The sequence below is a fragment of the Abiotrophia sp. HMSC24B09 genome (assembly GCF_001815865.1).
Classification (GTDB): Bacteria; Bacillota; Bacilli; order Lactobacillales; family Aerococcaceae; genus Abiotrophia.
On sequence record NZ_KV822202.1, the window covers coordinates 76,739 to 96,302 of the forward strand.

A 19,564-nucleotide genomic window follows, 5' to 3' on the forward strand; every position below is an offset into this window, starting at 1 on the left:
AAAGGTATATTTTATAAGCATTGATTTGCAGAAGTCAAGCTCGTCATTTGATTAATTTTGTGAGGTGAATATGAAGATTAAAAAGCTAGCGATCGTCAGCCTATCAGCTGGGGTATTGGGCGAAGATTTCATCAAGCATGAGCTAGAAATTGGCCTTAAAAGACTGTCAGACCTTGGTCTAGAGGTGAGTTTTATGCCCAATGCGCTCAAGGGAATTGACTATTTGAAGCAGCACCCGGAAGCACGGGCTACTGATTTGTTACAGGCTTTTAGAGATCCAGAGATTGACATGATCCTCTGTGCCATTGGTGGCGATGATACTTATCGACTCTTACCCTATTTATTTGAAAACGGAGAGTTGGCTGGTGCTGTGTCCCAAAAGGTCTTCCTCGGTTTCTCCGACACGACCCTCAATCACTTGATGTTGCATAAAGTCGGGCTCAATACTTTCTATGGACAATCCTTCCTTTCGGATATCTGTGAGCTCAATCAGGACATGCTGCCTTACACACGACAATACTTTGAGGAATTAATAAGGACGGGTACAATAAAAGAAATAAGACCGAGTGAGCTGTGGTATGAGAGCCGGTCTGACTTCGGCGTCGACCAAATTGGCAAGCCTTTGAAATCTCACTCGGACTATGGTTTTGACCTGCTTCAGGGGGACCCAATCTTCTCGGGCGAGATTCTTGGAGGTTGCATTGACTCACTCTATGACATCTTTAATGGGGAGCGCTATGCGGATATGCCCCTACTCTGTAGTCGATATGCCTTGCTCCCTCAAAAAGAAGACTGGGTTGGGAAAATCCTCTTACTGGAATCCAGTGAAGAAAAAATGCCACCTGAGAAATTCTATCAAGCACTCACTTTGCTAAAGGAGACAGGTATCTTCGATTCGATTTCCGGCCTGCTAGTAGGAAAGCCCATGGATGAGGTATATTCGGAAGAATACAAGCAGCTATTGGTAGACGTCATCGCCAATCCAAGCCTGCCTGTGGTCTTTAACCTTAACGTTGGCCATGCTCAACCCCGCTGCATCATTCCCTTTGGCCTGAAGGCGACCGTAGATGCGACCAATCAGATCATTAAGTTTGAAGAATAATTGGAAAATTAAGGGGCAGTTGCTAGGTAAAGAGGGAAAGCTCCTTGGCTGCCTAGTTAGTGCCACATTTAGCCACCATAATGTGGCCATGAAATCAGAAAAACTGTCAATTAAAAGACTTGGGAATGGAGTAATCGTCATGAAGAAATTATTCAAAGCTATCAGGGCCCAAGACTATGAGCTGGTTAAACAAATCATTGAGGCCAAGTCTGAGCTTGTTAATTGTACTGCCAAACAACCGCCTAAGAAGGATGATGGCCAATCTCCCCTGCAGGTAGCCTTGAAGACAGGGGCCTTCGATATTGCCGACTACTTGATCAATCAGGGGGCGGATTTGAACTTTATGGAAGATCCGTCCTGCTGCAATAACTGGCGGACACCAGTAGTTTTTGACGCCATCACTGCAGCAGTCATGACAAGTAGATGGAATACCAATACTTCTTATGGCGGGCTCCAGGTCTTCTCCACGCAGGAGGCTGCTGATAGGACCTATGAGATTCTGGAGAAGATGTTGCAAGCCGGCGCTGATCCTAATCGGACCGATTCTTATGGCAATACAGGCATATGGAGCTTCTGCGCTAAGGCTAGTCAGATACTGCCTTCCTACAATCGGACCACTCAAGAGGAATCAGATGATAGACTTTTGACAGCAGAACTTGAGGCAGATTTGCTGAGAATATTGAAACTCCTCTGCCAGTATGGTGCGGATTTATCTTTTGTATCACCAAAGCTTGAGATGTCCATTAGCGACTATTTCGTTAGCCCTTCTATGAGGAAGTTATTGGATCAAGTTCAATAACGAAGCTCGCAAGCTATTTTGACAAAAATATTAACTAGAGGAGAGACCTCATGTTCAAACACACCAAAACCATCATCCTATCCCTCAGTCTAGTCTTAGCTCTAGCAGCTTGCAGTCCTAAGCCAAGTGGCCAAGAAGCAAGTCCCTCTCGTCCTAGCTATTCTAACCTTAATAGTCCAAGTAGTCTGGAAGAAGTGAGGACCCTCTTGTCTGCTCATTTGGACAAGGATAGCGTTGAGGAATTCCTCAAACTCGTTAAGGACTACAATGACATTGTGGGACCTAGCGGGCTCAAGGGGGACTTCACCGAATTCACCAAGACGGACTACGATGTGGCCAAGATTAATCCGCTTTGGCATGAGCAGAAGGGGGATTTTATCGGGACTAATTGCCGCATTAATAGCTATACCTTGCTCAAAAACACCATTGAGATTCCGCCAGTCAGCCAGGATGATGAGCTACTTTTCATGGATAATGACGCCATCGACAAGGGACATGTCATGGATGCCAAGGATAAGGCGGCCTTCAATATCCTCTTCTCTCGGGTTAAGACCGAGGCCACTCAAGACGTCAAGGTCCACGCCAAGCGTATGGCGCAATACCTGTCCCAGTTCAAGTTCAACGACAAGGTTAGAATGCTGTCGGTAGTCTTACATGATAATTTGGATGGCGACAGTCTCTTCATCGGCCATGTCGGCGTCTTAGTTCCAGCCAAAGAGGGCTATCTCTTCCTAGAGAAGCTGACCTTCGAAGAGCCTTATCAGGCCATCAAATTTGCCAGCAAGGAAGAGGTCTATCAATATCTGGGGACCAAGTACTCCGACTATACTGGCCCTGGCTTGGCCAAGCCCTTTATTATGGATAATGATCAATGGGTGGAGGGGACTCAATAGCTAATCGCCATTACCATAAGTTCTAAGACGGGAGTCGATGGGATCAACAATCCGAGAACTCAGACTGGATGAGGGGAATCAATTAGATAAGCCACTAGTTGAGGCTATCTTCTCCTTAGTTTAGCAGAATGGTCACCATCAAGAATGAAAGGAAAAATCAATGCAACAATTAGACCAAGTCTATGATCGACTTCCGATTATATCTTTTGAAAAGAGACAAGCACTACATGATTGGTTACTAGCCAATGAACAGACTTCGCCAGGTATTTGGATTCGAATTTTTAAAGCTAAGTCCAAGTTGCCATCGGTGACCTTCCATGAGGTCTTGGAAGAAGGGCTTTGCTTCGGGTGGAGTGAAAGCATGCGACGGTCCTATGATGATCTGTCCTATCTGCAGAAGTTTACACCTCGCAAGGGCAAGTCTACCCAGTCTGAGCGGAATTTAAGACTGGTTGACAAGCTAGCAGCCGAGAATCGTATGCGATCTTCGGGCTACTCGGCTTTAGGTTTAAAGCCAAAAAACTAGATTTACTTTGTCTGAAAGGAGCAACCCATATGGCCAAGGACCTGAGTCAATTATCTTTAGAAGAACTCTGGCGCCTGTTTCCTATCTTCCTAGTGGCGCCTAAGCCCCAGTGGGAGAGCAATTATCAAGAAATGGCCGTGCGACTGGAACAAGTTCTAGGAGATTTGCCTTTGGTTCGCATTAGCCACATTGGGAGCACGGCCATCCCGGGCATCTGGGCCAAGGATATCGTTGATGTCTTGGTCGAGTTAGCACCCCAGGCTGATTTGCGACTAGCTAGTGATTGCTTGATTCAGTCTGGCTTTCTTAAAATGTCAGAGTCAGAGGGGCGGGTATCCTTGAATGCGGGTTATACGCCACAAGGCTTCGCGGATAAGGTCTATCACATTCACTTGCGCTACCAAGGAGATCACGATGAACTCTACTTTAGGGACTATCTCAGGAATCATGCCCAAGTAGCCAAGGCTTATGAGGCCCTCAAGTTAGCTCTCTGGTCTCAGTATGAGCACAATCGTGATGCCTACACTGATGCCAAGACCGACTTCATCCAAACTTGGACGCGCCAAGCCCGTCAAGAATACGGGGGACGTTATGACAAAGGAAAAACAGACTAGTAATTTAGCTCTAGTGTTGCAACAAAGGTAGAAAGGGAAGGAACCAGATTAATGTGGATACCTTATAAAAAATTAGTCTTCTACGGCGCCTATCTGCGCCAAGTCCAGAAGGAAGCAGACCGTAGCTTGTTAGCAGAGTATGACCTCTCTAGTGGTCAGCTGACCTGGAAAGAGGAAAGTCCTACTGACCTAAGCCGGCGTGTGGCCTGGACCCTGTGGTCCCTAGGTTTGGTCATCTTACCCCTGCTAGCCGGGCGCCTTATTCGCTGGCTAGGTTATGATGCGGGGCGTCAGCCACACTACCCGGATAGATATCTAGGTAGCCTAGGGGCAGTGGCCTTGCCTCTGTTATTGGGGCTCTTGTTAGCGCTAGTATATGAAGGCGTGGCAAGCCATCTCAGAGCCCAAGTCAAGTCAGTGCTAGCGCCAGACCTGGCTAGTCAGCGTGCCATCTTAAGTGATTTTCGTGACCAAACTCTGCGTTTTAATGGAGCCTTACCGGGACGCCAGCGGCCTTATCTGGTTAATAGTCTCTTGTTATTAGGCTATCTCTTTGGTCTGGTGCCGCTGGTATGGGGGCTCTACTGGCAACCCGTCCTAGTCTCGTCCTTTGTAGCTCGTCTGGGGATTCTGTCTTTTCTCCTATCCCTAGTGCCCAGCTTAGTCTTTAGCTTCTTGATTAAGTCCTGGGTCATCCAACGTCTCCTGCGAGGTATAGAGCAGCAAGCCTAAACTTTCAATAATGTAAGATAACCCGGCTAACTGTAAGCTCAGCTTATGGTTGGCCGGGCTTTTTGGGTCTAAACTTAAGCTAAGAAAACTTAAAGGAGTATTCCTATGAAGAAATTAAATGCAACTCAAATCAAATACTTGTTGGCAGCCCTCATGGTTTTAGATCATCTGCCCCATGTGCCCGGTCTGGTGCCACCACTCTGGGAGGGCATCTTTCATGCGATGACGCGCTGTGTGGCCGCGGGCTTTGCCTATCTGGCGGTAGAAGGCTTCCTTCATACCCGTAATCTGCAGCGCTATCAAGTCCGTCTCTGGGGTGCCGCAGCCATCATGGTAGCTGGCAACTGGCTACTCAATAGTCTTTTGGCCAATCGTGGCGTCCATATCAGCAATAACATCTTCCTGACTCTAGCTCTGGGGGTCAGTATTTTAGCTTTGGCTTTTCCACGCCAAAGTCTGACGCCAGAAACCAAACGCATCCGTTGGGCAGGTGCCGGCTTGCTCTTCCTAGTTGGTCTCTTGCTGACAGAAGGGGGCATGGTGGTACTACCCTTTATCTTGATTACCTACTGCTGCCGTCAGCGCAAGGGCCTTGGGACCGTGCTTTATTTAGGTCTTGCTCTAATCCTATTTGCCCTTTCTTACTCCACCTACGACAGTTGGCAGGAGACCCTCACCATGATGCTATATAACTCTGATTGGCTCTTCATTAGTGTCTTGCCTCTCTTAGCCCTCTACAATGGCCAAAGAGGTAAGAAGTCAGCCTTCAACCGCTACTTCTTCTATGTCTTCTATCCGCTCCATCTCTGGCTTTTGGCCTTGGTGGCGGCAGGCCTAGCTAAATAGGCCTTTCCTTGCCTGACGAGCTCAAATAGGTTAGACTAGGGCTAGGTACTCCAGTAACCAAGGTGACTCCCCTCTGCATCGGTCACCCAAGGAGGTAAAGTATGAAAAAATTACATCTAGTCTTAGCCAGTCTAGCAACCGCCACTAGCTTCTTACTAGCTCCTCAAGTAGCCTGGGCTAAACAATCGGACGATAGCCAAGAGTCCAGTTCTGCTGTTTCAGAGTCTAGCAAGGAGTTGGAAAACAAGGAGCAGGAAGAAGCCTTCTTCAAGACCCTCTTGAAGGTGGAGCCAACTGCTATTGACAAGGGTCAAGATAAGATCTTCGAATCATCCAAGAACTGGATGTATGAAGCTGTGGATGGCAAGGAGCCCCCTAAGCCAACTGAACGTCCCTACAAGATTCCAGAGGATTGGAAGATGCATCCATCCTTGACCAAGGACGACCGTCGGGATATAGGTTATCGCATCATGACGCCTGGTATGAAGGGCTATGTCAATCTCTATACCTTAGAGGCTTATACGACTTCCCCCCTCAAGGGTGGCAAGTTGCTTACTGAAAAGGAGCTAGAGGAACGTCTCAAGTCAGACCGACCAGATGCCATCTTCCAAGAATCGATTGAAATCGAGGGTAAGCAATTTCAGGCTCGCTATGAAGTCGAGCCCGAACACGACACGGCTTGCCTGGTCTTCTACCGCCTAGAGGATACGGGTAATCAAGATGATTCCCTCTTGGTTGGAGCCCTCTATTTCCCCTTGGAACGGGACCAAGACCTAGAGACGGCCATCAGCCAGCAAGTAGGCAATCTCAAGGGGATTTTAAGCCAATTGAGTAAGGATAAATAGGCTAAGATGACAAGAGGCTAGCCCTAGGGAACTAGCCTCTTGTTTTTAATTTTATAGTTATTTGCTATATCAGGTTCTAGCAAAATAGTCTAAGGGAATAAGTCCTTCTATCTTGTTTTGCCTCACTTAACTTTGTTATACTGCCTTTACAGTAATCATTAGCTCTTAGTTAGGAGGAGACAAGATGTCAGATTTACTTTCACTCTATGAAACACTCAAGTCCAAAAAATGGGTTGATCTTAGCCATGTCATTAACGAATCTAGCCCCCACTTCCCGGCGCTACCAGCCCTAGAGAAGGAAGACCTCTTCACCCTTAAGGATGGTTTCCACGTTCAGAAAATCTCGGTGGTAGGCCAATACGGCACCCACATTGACGCTCCAATCCACTTCGTGGCAGGCGGCCGCTGGCTGGATCAGATTGAGCTCAAGGACCTGCTCTTGCCTCTCTATGTTATTGACAAGTCGGCTCAAGTGGCGGAGAATCCTAACTACATTCTGACCAAGCAAGACATCCTGGATTTCGAAGCAGAACATGGTCAAATTCGCCCAGAAAGTTTCGTGGCCTTCCGGAGCGACTGGTCTAAGCGCTGGCCAAGCCAAGAGGCCATGCGCAACCTAGATGCAGCCGGTGTTCAGCAGAGTCCAGGTTGGAGTCGCGAGGCCTTGGAATTTCTGATTAAGGAACGCCAAGTCAAGGCAGTGGGCCATGAGACCTTTGACACCGATGCTGGTATTCCGGCAGCGGAGCATGGCTTAGTTAATGAATATTATCTCTTGGAGCAAGATATCTACCAAGTAGAAGTCTTGAATAATTTGGACCAAGTGCCAGCCACTGGTGCCTTGATTAGTGTCGGCTTCCCACATTGGGAGCAAGCGACTGGTTCGCCTGTGCGCGCCATTGCTATCTTACCTTAAGCCAATAAATGAGGTCGGATTCTTGAAGTCCGGCCTCTTTTTTATGGGAATGAGTGGCAAATGGCTTTGTTTGACTCAGCTAGGGCTTGGTGTATACTAGGGCTAAGAAGTTTATAAGGGGGTGAGGTTATGACCAGGCGGAAAATTAAGTTGCTAGACAGCGATGATTTGAGAAAGCAGTTAGATTCCTACTACCAAGTCGCTAGTCAAGAGACTTGTGCCCGCTTCGGCCGGGATTTGGTAGAGCATTTGATTGAATTGACGGGCTTGAAGGTAGGGCAAGAGCCTGATGTTGAGGCAGGCTGGGCCGTCAGCCAAGCCTGTTTGGCCGGCCAGGCCCGTATGCATGATGTCAGACAGGCGGGCTTCAAGATACACGCCCTGGCCAAGCAAGCCGAGAATCCTCTAGAACAAGCCCTTTTGCGAGTCATTGGCCATGCGGTGGCGACCGCCCATATGAAGGAACACGCCATGGTCGCCAGTGACTATGCAATCAAGCTTATTAACCTAGCCTATCCAGATGACCTAGCAGCCGTTCAAAAGGAACGCCAGTGGCAGTTGGCTTGGTGGCGAGACAAAACAGACTATGATAGAGGCTAGCTTCTGTCGTGGTTTTTTTGTTTTATTAGGGGCATCAATATCGCCAAACTGTAGCCTCACCTAGAAAGACTCTTATATAACAGATGCGGTCGGAAGAGGTTGACAGGCCGGAGTAGGGCTTTACTTTTCTTGTATTAGGTCAGAATCACGAATATTTAAGCACAAACGATTTAAACTTAGTAGTGCGGTTTGCGCCCCAGAGTCAAGAGAGTATATAATAAATCCAGCAGGACTATATTGATTAAATTAGGGGATTGATTAGTATGACTGAAGACTATTTGTATTTTGGATCTGATTATTTAGAGGGAGCACATGAGCGGGTTTTGGAGCGATTGATAGAAGTCAACCGCCAGCCGGCAGCGGGTTATGGTAGTGATAGCCACAGTGAGCGGGCCTATGACTTGATTCGTCAAGCCTGCGACTGCCCACATGCCACGGTTCATTTCTTTATAGGGGGAACTCAAACCAACTCCACTGTTATTCGGGCCCTCTTACGGCCCTACCAAGGGGTCTTGGCGCCGGATACGGGCCATATTAATGTCCATGAAGCGGGCGCGATTGAACTAGGGGGTCACAAGGTTTTGCCTCTGCCTAGCCATGAAGGTAAGTTGACCGCCCAAGCGGTTGAGGATTGGGTGACGACTTTCTATGCGGATGCTAACCATGTCCATTCAGTCTATCCTGGCATGGTCTATGTGTCGCAACCGACCGAGTTGGGGACGCTCTACAGTCTAGCCGAGCTTGAAGACTTGTCAGCTGTCTGCCGTCGGCACCAGCTTCCCCTCTTTATTGATGGGGCGCGACTGGCCTATGCCCTGGCCAGCCCAAGTAACGATGTTAGCCTGGCTGATTTGGCGCGTTTGACGGATGTCTTCTATATTGGCGGAACCAAGTGTGGGACCCTGCTAGGGGAGGCTGTGGTGATTTCCAACCCAAGTCTACTGCCACACTTTTTCACTGTCATGAAGCAAGGGGGTGCTGTCCTAGCTAAAGGACACGTCCTAGGGGTCCAATTCGAGGCGATGTTCGAGGATGGCTTCTATCAGGTCATCGGCCGCGAGGCGGTGGCAGCCGCCCAGACTATTCAGGATTGCCTAGTGGCCAATGGCTACGAGCTAGTCGATCGTTCGGTGACCAATCAGGTCTTTGTCCGTCTACCTAAGGTCTTGGTGCCGATCTGGTCGGACAAGGTCCAATATGCGACCTGGGAACTGGCTGAGGATTATGTCGTGGCCCGTCTGACAACGGCTTGGTCTACGCGACCAGAGCAGGTGACGGCCCTCTGTAATTTCATTGCCCAGCATCCAGCTCAAAGCTAAGTTTATTTTGACCGCCTTGATAGGATGCGGTCTTTAGTAAAAGCGAGAAGGTGACTGTCAATGCAAGACTATATCAAGCGCTTGGAGGCGGAGTTCTCACTGATTGAAAAAGGCTTCAAGGAAGAGGAGAAAAGGGCCCAAGCGGATTATGCCAGTCAGGATTTGGACTATATCAAGCAATTGGCCATGCAGGCCTATCAATCAGAAACCTATCAAGTACGCATGTATGCCGTCTTCCTCATGGGCTACCTGTCCCAGCAAGAGGACATACTGGATTATTTGAGAGAGCAGGTCTGTCTAGACCCTAACTGGCGGGTTCAGGAAGTATTAGCCAAGGCCATGGACCATTACTGCAAGACCACAGGCTACCAAGCAGCCTTGCCGGTCATTGATGAATGGCTAGGCCATAGCCAAGCTAATACCAGACGGGCTGTAACGGAGGGGCTGAGAATTTGGACTAGCCGGCCTTACTTTAAGGACCATCCCCAGGAAGCTGTTTGGCGTATCGCTGGCTTGAAGCGGGATTCCAGTGACTATGTCCGCAAGTCGGTCGGCAATGCCCTAAGGGACATTAGCCGGAAGTTTCCTGATCTCATTCAAGCGGAGTTAGCAACTTGGACCATAGATGGCAAGGACATCCAGCAGGTCCATAAGCTAGCCAGCAAATTTCTAACAGCATAAGAAAAAGGCCATAGTCTATGGCCTTTTTGTCATTATTCGGCAGTGTCTTGACGTAGTTCCCAGTAGTGATCCAGCTTGTCTAGCAAGAGGTCCAGGCTAAAATAGCCAGCTTCTTGCAGGTAGCGGCGCCCGTCAATGTAGACTTGTAAGGTGGGCGCGGACAGGATTTGTTCCTGGGCGGCTACTTGGGGCCACTGGCTTAAGTCGATATAGCGTAGAGTAGCCTGGGGATGGCTTTGAGCCCATTCATCCAGTCTCAAGGCCAAGCTAGCGCAGGGCGCGCATTGGGGTTTACCGAATTGGAGAATGAGGAGCTGAGACTGAGCCTTGAGTTGGGCCAAGTCTTCGTGGGCTTGGAGTGCTTGCATGTGGGTCCTCCTTAACAGATTCTTATTTTTATGGTAGCATGGTGACTGAGACTGGGCAAGTTAGGTGCTTGCGCCTATAGGAGGAGACGGGAATGACAGATTTGAATTTGGCAGCTCTAGAGGCCTATCTAGCGGAGCATTATGGTGACTGGGGTCAGGAACAGGGCCTCTTCATTAAGCTAGTAGAGGAAATGGGTGAAATAGCCGAGCTACTCAATATTCGTGCGGGGCGCAAGCAAGGCAAGGGCCAGGATACCGACCAGGAACTGGTGACTGAGCTGGCGGACCTGATTCATTATGCGGTGGCCATTGCGGCCATCAATGGTTTGGATTTAAGTAAGGCCATCATCGAGAAGGATATTCAGGCAGCCATCAAGTACCAGCATGAGCGTAATCTGGCTGACTTCCTAGCAGAATGGAAACAGCGGCCATGATGACCTATATTTGGCTCTATCTATTCCTGATTAATCTGCTGACGGCTGCTGTCTATATCTGGGATAAGCATCAAGCTGTGGTTCGTCGCTGGCGGGTGCCGGAAGCCCGCCTATTAGGCCTAGCTGCCATAGGAGGTGCCCTGGGCGCCCTCCTGGCCATGCAGGTTTGGCGCCACAAGACCCACAAGTGGCCTTTTGCCCTGGGGGTCCCTCTTATGTTAGTGCTTCAGGCCGTCCTTCTCATTTTCCTTGTATTTGAGTGGCTCCCTAAGCTGGGCCATTAAGCTAGTACTAGTTAGCGTCAAGCCGATGGCTTGGCGCTTTTTTCATGAAATTTCCGATTGTTTTCAGAAAGTGATACAAATTTCTGCTGGCCAGGCCTTGTATTAGAAAAATAAGTGTGTTAGAGTATTTTCTAATAAAACTTTAATCATTCGCTTAGCTATATCTAAGTGATAAGGAGGACGCTTATGGAATTTGTACAAGTCGTACGAAGTACACCCGGACAATATATCAGTGAAAAAGGAGCTTTGGCTTCTTTAGCAGGCATTTTAAAGAACTTCGAGCGTCCCTACATTATTACCGGGGAGAAATCTTACGCTGCCTTTCTAAAACACTTACCTCAAGCTCTAGAAGGTGTGCCAGTCTTGCGTTATGACCACACAGCCAGCTATGAAGATATGGACCGCTTGGCTAAGTTAGCAGCCGATGCCGATGTCATCGTGGCTGTCGGTGGGGGCAAGCTTTGTGACACTGCCAAGGGAACGGCTGACCGCCTCCACTGTGAAGTGGTCACCGTGCCAACAATCGTGGGGACTTGTGCCCCGACCACACCTGTTGCGGCTGTCTACCATCCCAATGGGGTCTTCAATGACGTGGCCTACTTCAAACGTACCCCTTATGCCTGCGTGGTGGACTTAGATCTCCTAGTTGAGTCGCCTAGACGCTACTTCGAAGGGGGTATCTGTGATACGGTAGCTAAGTGGTATGAGGCCGAAAGCATCACCCGTCATTTGACTGGAGCGCTAGAAGCCAATGTCGAATTAGGCTTGGCTGCTGCTAAGGTAACCAAGGATATTCTGCTACGTGACACCCATGCTGCCTTGGCTACTCATGCCTTGGGCGTGGTCAACGACACCTTCAAACGCGTGGTCGATACGGTATTCAACGTGGCCGCTGCCGTGGGTTGCTTTGCCTGCGAATATGGTCGCATGTCAGGGGCTCACGCTGTCCACAATGCCCTGTCACAATTTGCCGAAACCCACAGCATTGAGCATGGGGTCAAGGTAGCTTATGGGTTGCTGGTAATGTTGGCGGCTATGGGCGAAGAAGGTGAGACCCAAAAACTCATCGACTACTGCAAGGACAATGGCTTCATCTACTCCTGGCAACAGCTAGAGGTTCAAGAGGACATGGCGACTGCCGTAGCCAAATTGGCTGACTTCGCCGCATCTGACAAGGAAACCTTCAAATTGGCGGTGCCAGGTGTCACTCCTGAACAGGTTCAAGCGGCCGTCTACCAGGTAGAAGCCCAAGCTCAAGCTAAATAATTCTAATTTCTGCTTCCTTAAGATAGGTCAGCTCATTCAGTCCGCCATAAGCTGAATGAGCGGGCTTTTTTGTCGTGCTAGCAGTCCCAGAGAATTCCATAGCTTGCAGGGCCAGAATTTGCTATAATAGGAAGGAACGAGACATAGAAGTAAAGGAGCTAAAGGCATGACCCAACGCGATAATAATATATCCTATCAAATCGACTCCATCCTGACCGACGTTAGTCAGGACCAAGTCCAAGAAGACAAGCAAATTCGCCAAATTAATGAAGACCATCTGCTGATTAAGGAGGAACCTTATCAGTTGGTCCTCAACTACCGTGAGGGCTTTGACTTGCTAGCCTTCGAGAATCGCTACCAAGAATACTTCGAGAAGTTCGACTTCATTGTCGGGGACTGGGGCTTTGAACAGTTACGCCTACGAGGCTTCTATCAAATCGGCCAGGCCAAGGTGCCCAAGGATCAAACCATTGATTTTCTAGAAGACTACCTCAATGAATACTGTAACTTTGGCTGTCGATACTTCGTCCTAGCCAAGGAACGGGAAGTGGCTAAATACGCCAAACTCAAAGACAAGGCTAAGACTAAGCCGGCCCCAATCGAGAAAAAGGTAGGCGAGACCAAGCAATTAGCTAAAATCCAAGTTAAGGAAGATCCAAACCGCTTCAAGGGCAACAAGGTGGATGCCCCAGCCAAGGGCGGCAAGAAGCCTTTCAAGAAGCGCAACCGTCGCCCAGCCGCTGGCGATCAGGCGGCCCCTAAACAGGCGCCAGCCGCGGCCAAGCAACGTAAGAATAACTTTGTCATCAAGCAAAAGAACAAAACCAACCCTTAGGAGGTCCCTATGAAAGACTACGCAGGTTATTTGATTGATTTAGATGGAACGGTCTACTTCGGCAAGAATCGTATTCCGACAGCCGAAGCCTTCATTAAGAAGTTAGTGGCGCAAGACATTCCCTTCCTCTTCATTACCAATAATGCGACGCGCTCGGCAGCTCAAGTGGCTCATGCCCTCAGCACCCAGTATGAATTGCCTGTGACCGAGAAACATGTCTATACCTCCGCCATGGCCATTATCGACTATCTGCATGCCCACCATGAGGGACAAACGGTCTATGTAGTGGGCGAAGCACCTCTTAAAGAACAGGTGGCGGCAGCCGGCTTCACGCTAGTGGAAGATGAATCGGCTCAAGTGGTGGTCCAAGCCTTGGACCGTCAGACCACCTATGAAGCCCTGTCCATTGCGGTCCTAGCTATTCGGAATGGGGCGGCTTTCTTGGTGACCAATACCGACAGTAACATCCCAACTGAACGGGGCATGATGCCAAGCTCAGGGGCCTTGACTTCCTTTATTCAGTATGCCAGTCAGGTAGAACCGGTCGTTATGGGCAAACCTTTCAGTCCTATTCTGGAGGGTGGTCTCCATACCCTGGGCTTGACCAAGGATCAAGTCCTTATGATTGGTGATAATTACGAGACCGACATCAAGGTGGGGATTAATGCCGGTATGGATACCTTGTTGGTCTTAACAGGCTTTACTCAAGAAGAAGATCTCAAGTCCGTGCCAGTGCAACCAACCTACGTCCGGCCAGATCTCTCCACTTGGGAGCTCTAGTCATGGAACAAATAAGGGCCTGGATTCGGGCGGGAGTCAGTCTCTTGGGTGGCCTGGCCAATGCTGTCTTGGGGACCATTCTCCTGGCCCCCTTGCTCTATGGGGTCTATCTGCAATTAGATTGGATTCCCCACATTGCGGGTCTGTCAAAGTCAGCAGTCTATGAGGACTTTATGCGCATCTGGACCTATCTATGGCAAGTCTGGCGGCCCAGCCTGGAGCTGGCGCACTTTGCCAGTTCAGCCGGAGGACGACAGCACTTTGCTGAGGTTCGGACGCTCATAATCGGTCTGGTCTTGCTAGCTCTCCTGCTCAATGTCCTTATCTGGCGTTGGGCCCGCCAAGGGCAATTCAACTCCTGGTCCTATTGGCAGGCGCTTAAGCAAGGCCAGTGGGGGCTAGCCCTACTAGGACTAGGGATGCTACTCTTCTTTGACCAGGCCTTTGTGGCCTTCCATCGGCTCTTCTTCGCCAATGAGCTCTGGCTCTTCGATCCGCGTCTAGACCCCGTCATCTGGATTCTGCCCCAGTCTTATTTTTTGGGACTGACGGCACTTATTCTGGCCCTCTATGTCTTGTGGTCCTGGCTTTTTGCCAAATTCTTCGCTCCTCAAGCATTTTGAATACGCTTTGCATAAGCTTATGCTATAATGAGGATAACCTAATCGAGGAGGAAGTAAGAATGAGCAAAAAAATTTCATTATCAACCGTCGTGAACACAGGTGGCCGTGATGGCGAAGTTAAATCCGTAACAGGGGACTTAAACCTTAAGACTAGCATGGCTAAAAAAGAAGGTTACACCAACCCAGAAGAACTCTTCGCAGCTGGTTTGTCTGCCTGCTTCAATGGGGCTTTGTCCTTCCCATTACAACGTGATGGCTTAGGCGACCGTCAACGCCAAGTGCGCGCTGAAGTAGTGCTCTTAGGCGACCTGCCAGATACTAACAGCTTGCACCTAGCAGCTAAATTAATTGTATCTATTGAAGGCTTGAGCCCAGAAGAAACCTTACGCTATGTTCAAGAGACAGAAAACATCTGCCCTTACACTAAAGCAGTAAAAGGCAACATCGAAGTGGAATTAGTAGCTGAATAAGTATAAAAAGACGAGGCCTAGGCCTCGTCTTTTTATTTGTCCTCGAAAAGGGAGGAACTGTGAACATGTAGATTGTTGCGCTCTGGATAGAGGCTGGCCATAGCGTGGCTAACGGCCGTAGTGGCTTCGCCAAAGCCAGTCGCAATCAGCTTGGTCTTGCCTTGGTATTGGGCAATATCCCCGATGGCATAGACAGCTGGCAAATTAGTTTGGTGGCAGCTACCAGTCTCGATGGTCTGACGTTTGATGGTCAGGGGCCACTTGGCGATTTCACCCAAGGAAGAGACGAAACCATAGCTAACGATGAAGTCATCGGCGGCTAAGTCGACGCTTTCTTCTTGGCGTGGTACTTGCAAGGTTAGGTGGTCAAGCTGACCGTCTTGGCCATGGAGGGCAACTGGAATATAAGGGGTCCAAATCTTGATGCTAGAAGCTTCTAGCAAGCTAACGCTGTGTTCGTGGGCCCGGAACTGGGGTCTGCGGTGAATTAGGTGGACTTGCTTGGCATAAGGTTCGATAGCCAGCGCCCAGTCAACCGCCGAGTCGCCCCCGCCACAGATGGCTACCACCCGATCTTGGAAGGCCTCAGGTTGGCGGACAAAATAATGAAGCGATTTACCTTCGAAGTCTGGCGCCTCGGGCAAGTCCAATTTACGCGGACGGAAGGCCCCGTTGCCTACGGCGATAATAACCGCGCGGCTAAAATGACTGGCTTGCGGGGTCTGAATTTCATAGTAGGGCTTGCCGTCCTCATCTTCATGTTGAATCAGTTGACGGGCTTCCTGGCCGGTACAGATGGTGGTGTCGAAGTGGTCCAGTTGTTGAATCAGGGACTGGGTGAGGTCGTCCCCCTTGATTTGGTAGTGGGCCGGAATATCGTAGATGGCCTTCTCAGGGTAGAGGTGGGCTGGCTGGCCGCCTAATAAGTCTAGACTTTCGATGATTTTAGTCTTGGCCTGGCGCATGCCGGCGTAAAAGGCAGCATAGAGGCCGATCGGCCCGCCACCGATGATGGTGATGTCGTAAATTTGAGACATAGTAGGGACTCCTTATTCAATCATAGTTTTTAAGGCAAAAGAAAAGGGCAAGTCCAGGGTCCTTGCACCAGATTTCTTAGAAGCTGAGATAGATGGCCCGGCTGACGAAGGCGACTAGAACGCCGACTAAGACGCCGACCACCACTTCGGTGGGGCGATGGCCCAGGTATTTTTCGATGATCATATCTTCATAGTGATCGATGTCGTGGCTTTCTTGCAGACGGCGGAAGTCAGCTTGGATCTCCGGGTCTTGCAGGCGACGCTTAGCTAAGAGGTTGAGCAGAAGACCCTGCTCACCACTCTGGCGACGCACGCCCATGGAGTCGAACATGACGATGACCCCGAAAATGGTGGCGATGGCCACCAGAGGGGATTCAAAGCCGTATTCCAGCACCAGGCTGGTAATCAGGCTGCTAACTGCGGCCGAATGGGAACTTGGCATGCCGCCAGTGGTCATGACAATATTTACTTTGACCTTATGACGGTTAGTCACAAGGGCAATAGGGTATTTAATAGCTTGAGTGAAGAGAATCGCGACAAGAGATGTCAGCAATATGGTATTCATAAGTGGGGGGATCCCTCCTTCTCCTTATACAGGTATCTATTAGATAATATCAAAAAATGCGACTTGAAACTAGTAGGAAGCCGTAAATTCTCAAGAAAAATCATGAGAAGGTCACTTTTGATTTGAATCTGACGGGATTTAGTGTATCATATAGATGATATTCAACCATTAACAATAGGAGGATGATTCATGACATATCCACAACTTGATCTGGCCCAAGCCAGCTTACATGCTTTAATTAAAACTAACCACGGTGACATCAAGGTGGCCCTCTTCCCAGAGCTAGCGCCTAAGACCGTGGCTAACTTTGTTGGTCTTGCTAAGCAAGGCTACTATGACGGCGTGATTTTCCACCGGGTCATTGAAGACTTCATGATTCAAGGGGGCGACCCAAGCGGTACCGGTATGGGTGGCGAGAGCATCTATGGCGAGAGCTTCGAAGATGAGTTCTCACGAGAGCTCTACAACTTGAAGGGGGCCCTTTCCATGGCTAACGCAGGGCCTAATACTAACGGCAGCCAATTCTTTATCGTAACAGCTAGCAATGTACCAAGCACCATGTTGGGCCAAATGCAGGAACTGGGTTTCCCTGAAGAAATCGTGGCAGCCTATGCGACAGAGGGCGGGACACCTTGGTTGGACCAACGCCACACGGTCTTCGGTCATGTGGTAGAAGGCATGGATGTCGTCATTGCAATCAATAAAGTTGTTACCGGTCCCCAAGATAAACCGGTAGAACCTGTTGTGATTGAGACGATTGATGTGTTAGAATAAGCAAGGATGGTGACATCCTATGACTGAATTTAAAATAGGCGATATCGTTGAAGGCCAAATCACAGGCATCCAAAATTATGGCGTCTTCGTCGGGCTCTCGCCAACCGAACAAGGTCTGGTTCACATTTCCGAGTGCAAGCATGGCTACATGAATGAGCTCAGCAACCAGATTAAGGTAGGCGACAAGGTCAAGGTCATGGTCATTGACATTGATGAATATACCAAGAAGATTAGCCTGTCCATGCGGGTCCTGATGAAACTCAACACCCCGCCGTATCCAGCCCGAACCAAGAAGCGCGCCAAGCGCCATTTGCCTGACATTGGTTTTTCCAGTGTGGCTAAGAAGTTACCGGAATGGATTGATAGCGCCCTTCAATCCATTGAAGAAGATCGCTTTGAAGTCAAGCAACAAATCAAATAAACTAGTCCAATACTAGCTAGACAAGAGGTAGGAAAAAATGGCACATATTAAATTTGATTACTCTACTGCCAAAAAATTCTTTGGCGAACACGAACTAACTCAACTCCAAGACTACGTGACCGTAGCTGACCGTCAATTGCGCGAAGGGACAGGGGCAGGTAGCGACTATACTGGTTGGGTGACTTGGCCTGAAGCATACGATAAGGAAGAATTTGCCCAAGTTCAAGCTGCTGCTGAGAAAATCCGTCAAGATTCTGATGTCTTAGTGGTCATCGGGATCGGGGGTTCATACCTAGGCGCTCGTGCAGCCATCGAGTTCTTGAACGATAGCTTCTATAATATGAAGGCTGGCCGTAAGGGGATGCCACAAGTAGTCTTTGCTGGTAACAGCATTTCTTCTACTTATTTACATGACTTATTAGACTTGATTGGCGACCGTGACTTCTCAATCAACGTTATTTCTAAATCAGGGACCACTACTGAACCAGCCGTTGGTTTCCGTGTCCTCAAGGAAAAATTGATTGCTAAGTATGGTAAGGAAGAAGCCATCAAACGTATCTACGCAACCACTGACGCTAAGCGTGGGGCCCTCAAGGCAGAAGCCAACCAAGAAGGTTACCAAACTTTCGTTATCCCAGATGCAATCGGCGGACGCTTCACTGTCCTAACACCAGTTGGTCTCTTGCCAATCGCGGTTGCAGGTGGCGACATCCAAGCTATGATGCAAGGGGCAGCAGCTGCTATGGCCGAATACAGCCAAGCAGATTTAGCAAGCAACCAAGCTTACCAATATGCAGCGATTCGTAACATCCTCTACCGTAAAGGTAAAGTAACAGAGCTCTTGGTTAACTACGAACCAGGTATGGCCTTCTTCAACGAATGGTGGAAGCAACTCTTCGGTGAATCAGAAGGGAAAGACTTCAAGGGCATCTACCCATCAAGTGCTAACTTCTCTACTGACTTACACTCCTTGGGTCAATACATCCAAGAAGGCCGTCGCAACATCTTCGAGACGGTTGTCAAGGTTGAGACGCCTCGCCATGACGTAGTCATTCCAGAACAAGAAGTTGATACCGATGGTTTAGGTTACTTACAAGGTCAAACTGTTGACTTCGTTAACACCAAAGCCTTCCAAGGGACCCTCTTGGCTCACATCGATGGCCAAGTGCCTAACTTAGTCGTAAGCATTCCAGCGATGGATGCCTACAGCTTAGGTTACTTAGTATACTTCTTCGAAATCGCGGTGGCTATTTCTGGTTACCTCAACGGGGTTAACCCATTCGACCAACCAGGGGTAGAAGCCTACAAGAAGAATATGTTTGCCCTCTTAGGCAAGCCAGGTTTTGAAGACTTAGCTGCAGAATTGAACAGCCGCTTATAAGACTTTCTACTATATAATAGGCAGAATCAAGCAGGGATCCAGATGGACTTCCCTGCTTGTCTTTTTTTACCACTATATCTTGTGGCCAAAGAGGGCCCCAAAGAGGCTTAAACACAAGTTCTCAAATAGACCAAAAAAGATGAAAAAAGTGGTTGACAGTCATAAGTGGACCATGGTATATTACTAGAGTCCTTACGACAGCGACAGCTGAAAAAGCTGCTGGCTAATTCCTAAAAAGGGCTTGACCTGAAGCGGTTGTAATGATATTATAGAGTAGGTCTGAGAGTTAGCGAACATTCACTAAAAAGTTTGAAAAAAGAGCTAAAAAGTGTTTGACAAGCATAGCCCAGGCTGATATGATATATGAGTTGCTACCAGCAACAAGCAACAAGTAAAAACTTCGAAAAAACTTCTGAAAAGTTGTTGACAGGAAGTAAGGCTTGTGCTAATATA

25 protein-coding genes are annotated in these 19,564 nt (G+C 48.8%); 22 read left to right on the plus strand and 3 right to left on the minus strand.

What is annotated here, in order from left to right:
- Positions 1–70: 70 nt before the first annotated feature.
- From HMPREF3093_RS04620 to HMPREF3093_RS04675, 12 genes are all read left to right on the plus strand, one after another.
- Positions 71–1,102: a S66 family peptidase gene (locus HMPREF3093_RS04620; protein WP_070755819.1), complete on the plus strand. Its 1,032-nt coding sequence runs from the start codon at positions 71–73 to the stop codon at positions 1,100–1,102.
- A 139-nt stretch (positions 1,103–1,241) separates the two neighbouring features.
- A complete protein-coding gene (locus HMPREF3093_RS04625) occupies positions 1,242–1,901 on the plus strand; it encodes an ankyrin repeat domain-containing protein (RefSeq protein ID WP_070755841.1) in 660 nt (219 codons plus the stop codon).
- A 50-nt stretch (positions 1,902–1,951) separates the two neighbouring features.
- Complete coding sequence (locus tag HMPREF3093_RS04630) at positions 1,952–2,794, plus strand: DUF4300 family protein (RefSeq protein WP_070755820.1); 843 nt, start codon at positions 1,952–1,954, stop codon at positions 2,792–2,794.
- Positions 2,795–2,954: 160 nt separating this feature from the next.
- Positions 2,955–3,320: a YdeI/OmpD-associated family protein gene (locus HMPREF3093_RS04635; protein WP_070755821.1), complete on the plus strand. Its 366-nt coding sequence runs from the start codon at positions 2,955–2,957 to the stop codon at positions 3,318–3,320.
- Positions 3,321–3,349: 29 nt separating this feature from the next.
- On the plus strand, positions 3,350–3,934 hold the full coding sequence (locus HMPREF3093_RS04640) for a GrpB family protein (RefSeq protein ID WP_070755822.1): 585 nt from the start codon (positions 3,350–3,352) through the stop codon (positions 3,932–3,934).
- Between the two features lie 51 nt (positions 3,935–3,985).
- Entirely contained in the window at positions 3,986–4,666 is a 681-nt protein-coding gene (locus HMPREF3093_RS04645; protein ID WP_070755823.1) for a hypothetical protein, read from the plus strand.
- A gap of 105 nt (positions 4,667–4,771) precedes the next feature.
- Positions 4,772–5,512: a TraX family protein gene (locus HMPREF3093_RS04650; RefSeq protein ID WP_070755824.1), complete on the plus strand. Its 741-nt coding sequence runs from the start codon at positions 4,772–4,774 to the stop codon at positions 5,510–5,512.
- Between the two features lie 101 nt (positions 5,513–5,613).
- Positions 5,614–6,357 (plus strand): hypothetical protein, encoded by a 744-nt coding sequence (locus HMPREF3093_RS04655; protein WP_070755825.1) that lies wholly within the window; start codon positions 5,614–5,616, stop codon positions 6,355–6,357.
- Between the two features lie 184 nt (positions 6,358–6,541).
- Positions 6,542–7,273, plus strand: a complete 732-nt coding sequence (locus HMPREF3093_RS04660; RefSeq protein WP_070755826.1) for a cyclase family protein — start codon at positions 6,542–6,544, stop codon at positions 7,271–7,273.
- A gap of 129 nt (positions 7,274–7,402) precedes the next feature.
- Positions 7,403–7,873 carry a putative immunity protein gene (locus tag HMPREF3093_RS04665; RefSeq protein WP_070755827.1) on the plus strand — a complete coding sequence of 157 codons (471 nt, stop codon included), beginning with the start codon at positions 7,403–7,405 and terminating at the stop codon, positions 7,871–7,873.
- 263 nt (positions 7,874–8,136) lie between these two features.
- Entirely contained in the window at positions 8,137–9,192 is a 1,056-nt protein-coding gene (locus HMPREF3093_RS04670; protein ID WP_070755828.1) for a threonine aldolase family protein, read from the plus strand.
- A 60-nt stretch (positions 9,193–9,252) separates the two neighbouring features.
- The gene (locus HMPREF3093_RS04675; RefSeq protein ID WP_070755829.1) at positions 9,253–9,873 is read left to right on the plus strand and encodes a DNA alkylation repair protein; all 621 of its coding nucleotides are present in this window, start codon (positions 9,253–9,255) and stop codon (positions 9,871–9,873) included.
- 32 nt (positions 9,874–9,905) lie between these two features.
- Here HMPREF3093_RS04675 and HMPREF3093_RS04680 read toward each other — a convergent pair whose 3' ends face one another.
- Positions 9,906–10,241: a thioredoxin family protein gene (locus HMPREF3093_RS04680; protein ID WP_070755830.1), complete on the minus strand. Its 336-nt coding sequence runs from the start codon at positions 10,239–10,241 to the stop codon at positions 9,906–9,908.
- A 92-nt stretch (positions 10,242–10,333) separates the two neighbouring features.
- On the opposite strand from HMPREF3093_RS04680, the gene HMPREF3093_RS04685 reads away from it, so the two are divergent.
- From HMPREF3093_RS04685 to HMPREF3093_RS04715, 7 genes are all read left to right on the plus strand, one after another.
- Entirely contained in the window at positions 10,334–10,675 is a 342-nt protein-coding gene (locus HMPREF3093_RS04685) for a MazG nucleotide pyrophosphohydrolase domain-containing protein (protein WP_023392278.1), read from the plus strand.
- Complete coding sequence (locus HMPREF3093_RS04690; RefSeq protein WP_143227656.1) at positions 10,672–10,959, plus strand: DUF1294 domain-containing protein; 288 nt, start codon at positions 10,672–10,674, stop codon at positions 10,957–10,959. The genes HMPREF3093_RS04685 and HMPREF3093_RS04690 overlap by 4 nt, the downstream gene beginning before the upstream one ends.
- 186 nt (positions 10,960–11,145) lie before the next feature.
- Positions 11,146–12,225, plus strand: coding sequence for an iron-containing alcohol dehydrogenase family protein (locus HMPREF3093_RS04695; RefSeq protein ID WP_070755831.1), 1,080 nt, complete (start codon positions 11,146–11,148; stop codon positions 12,223–12,225).
- Positions 12,226–12,391: 166 nt separating this feature from the next.
- Positions 12,392–13,060, plus strand: coding sequence for a YutD family protein (locus HMPREF3093_RS04700; RefSeq protein WP_070755832.1), 669 nt, complete (start codon positions 12,392–12,394; stop codon positions 13,058–13,060).
- Positions 13,061–13,069: 9 nt separating this feature from the next.
- Positions 13,070–13,840, plus strand: a complete 771-nt coding sequence (locus tag HMPREF3093_RS04705) for a TIGR01457 family HAD-type hydrolase (protein WP_070755833.1) — start codon at positions 13,070–13,072, stop codon at positions 13,838–13,840.
- A 2-nt stretch (positions 13,841–13,842) separates the two neighbouring features.
- Complete coding sequence (locus HMPREF3093_RS04710; RefSeq protein ID WP_070755834.1) at positions 13,843–14,463, plus strand: TIGR01906 family membrane protein; 621 nt, start codon at positions 13,843–13,845, stop codon at positions 14,461–14,463.
- Between the two features lie 59 nt (positions 14,464–14,522).
- Positions 14,523–14,933 carry an Ohr family peroxiredoxin gene (locus HMPREF3093_RS04715; protein WP_070755835.1) on the plus strand — a complete coding sequence of 137 codons (411 nt, stop codon included), beginning with the start codon at positions 14,523–14,525 and terminating at the stop codon, positions 14,931–14,933.
- Positions 14,934–14,965: 32 nt separating this feature from the next.
- Here HMPREF3093_RS04715 and HMPREF3093_RS04720 read toward each other — a convergent pair whose 3' ends face one another.
- Together HMPREF3093_RS04720 and HMPREF3093_RS04725 are read right to left on the minus strand one after the other, a co-directional pair.
- Complete coding sequence (locus HMPREF3093_RS04720; RefSeq protein WP_070755836.1) at positions 14,966–15,970, minus strand: NAD(P)/FAD-dependent oxidoreductase; 1,005 nt, start codon at positions 15,968–15,970, stop codon at positions 14,966–14,968.
- Between the two features lie 76 nt (positions 15,971–16,046).
- Positions 16,047–16,535 (minus strand): divergent PAP2 family protein, encoded by a 489-nt coding sequence (locus HMPREF3093_RS04725; protein WP_070755837.1) that lies wholly within the window; start codon positions 16,533–16,535, stop codon positions 16,047–16,049.
- Positions 16,536–16,724: 189 nt separating this feature from the next.
- Here HMPREF3093_RS04725 and HMPREF3093_RS04730 point away from each other — a divergent pair, with 189 nt between their 5' ends.
- Genes HMPREF3093_RS04730 through HMPREF3093_RS04740 form a run of 3 tightly spaced genes read left to right on the plus strand, consistent with a single transcriptional unit; the run spans position 16,725 to position 19,111 of the window.
- Complete coding sequence (locus tag HMPREF3093_RS04730) at positions 16,725–17,309, plus strand: peptidylprolyl isomerase (RefSeq protein WP_070755838.1); 585 nt, start codon at positions 16,725–16,727, stop codon at positions 17,307–17,309.
- A gap of 19 nt (positions 17,310–17,328) precedes the next feature.
- Entirely contained in the window at positions 17,329–17,730 is a 402-nt protein-coding gene (locus HMPREF3093_RS04735) for a CvfD/Ygs/GSP13 family RNA-binding post-transcriptional regulator (protein WP_023392268.1), read from the plus strand.
- Positions 17,731–17,767: 37 nt separating this feature from the next.
- On the plus strand, positions 17,768–19,111 hold the full coding sequence (locus HMPREF3093_RS04740; RefSeq protein ID WP_070755839.1) for a glucose-6-phosphate isomerase: 1,344 nt from the start codon (positions 17,768–17,770) through the stop codon (positions 19,109–19,111).
- Positions 19,112–19,564: the final 453 nt, after the last annotated feature.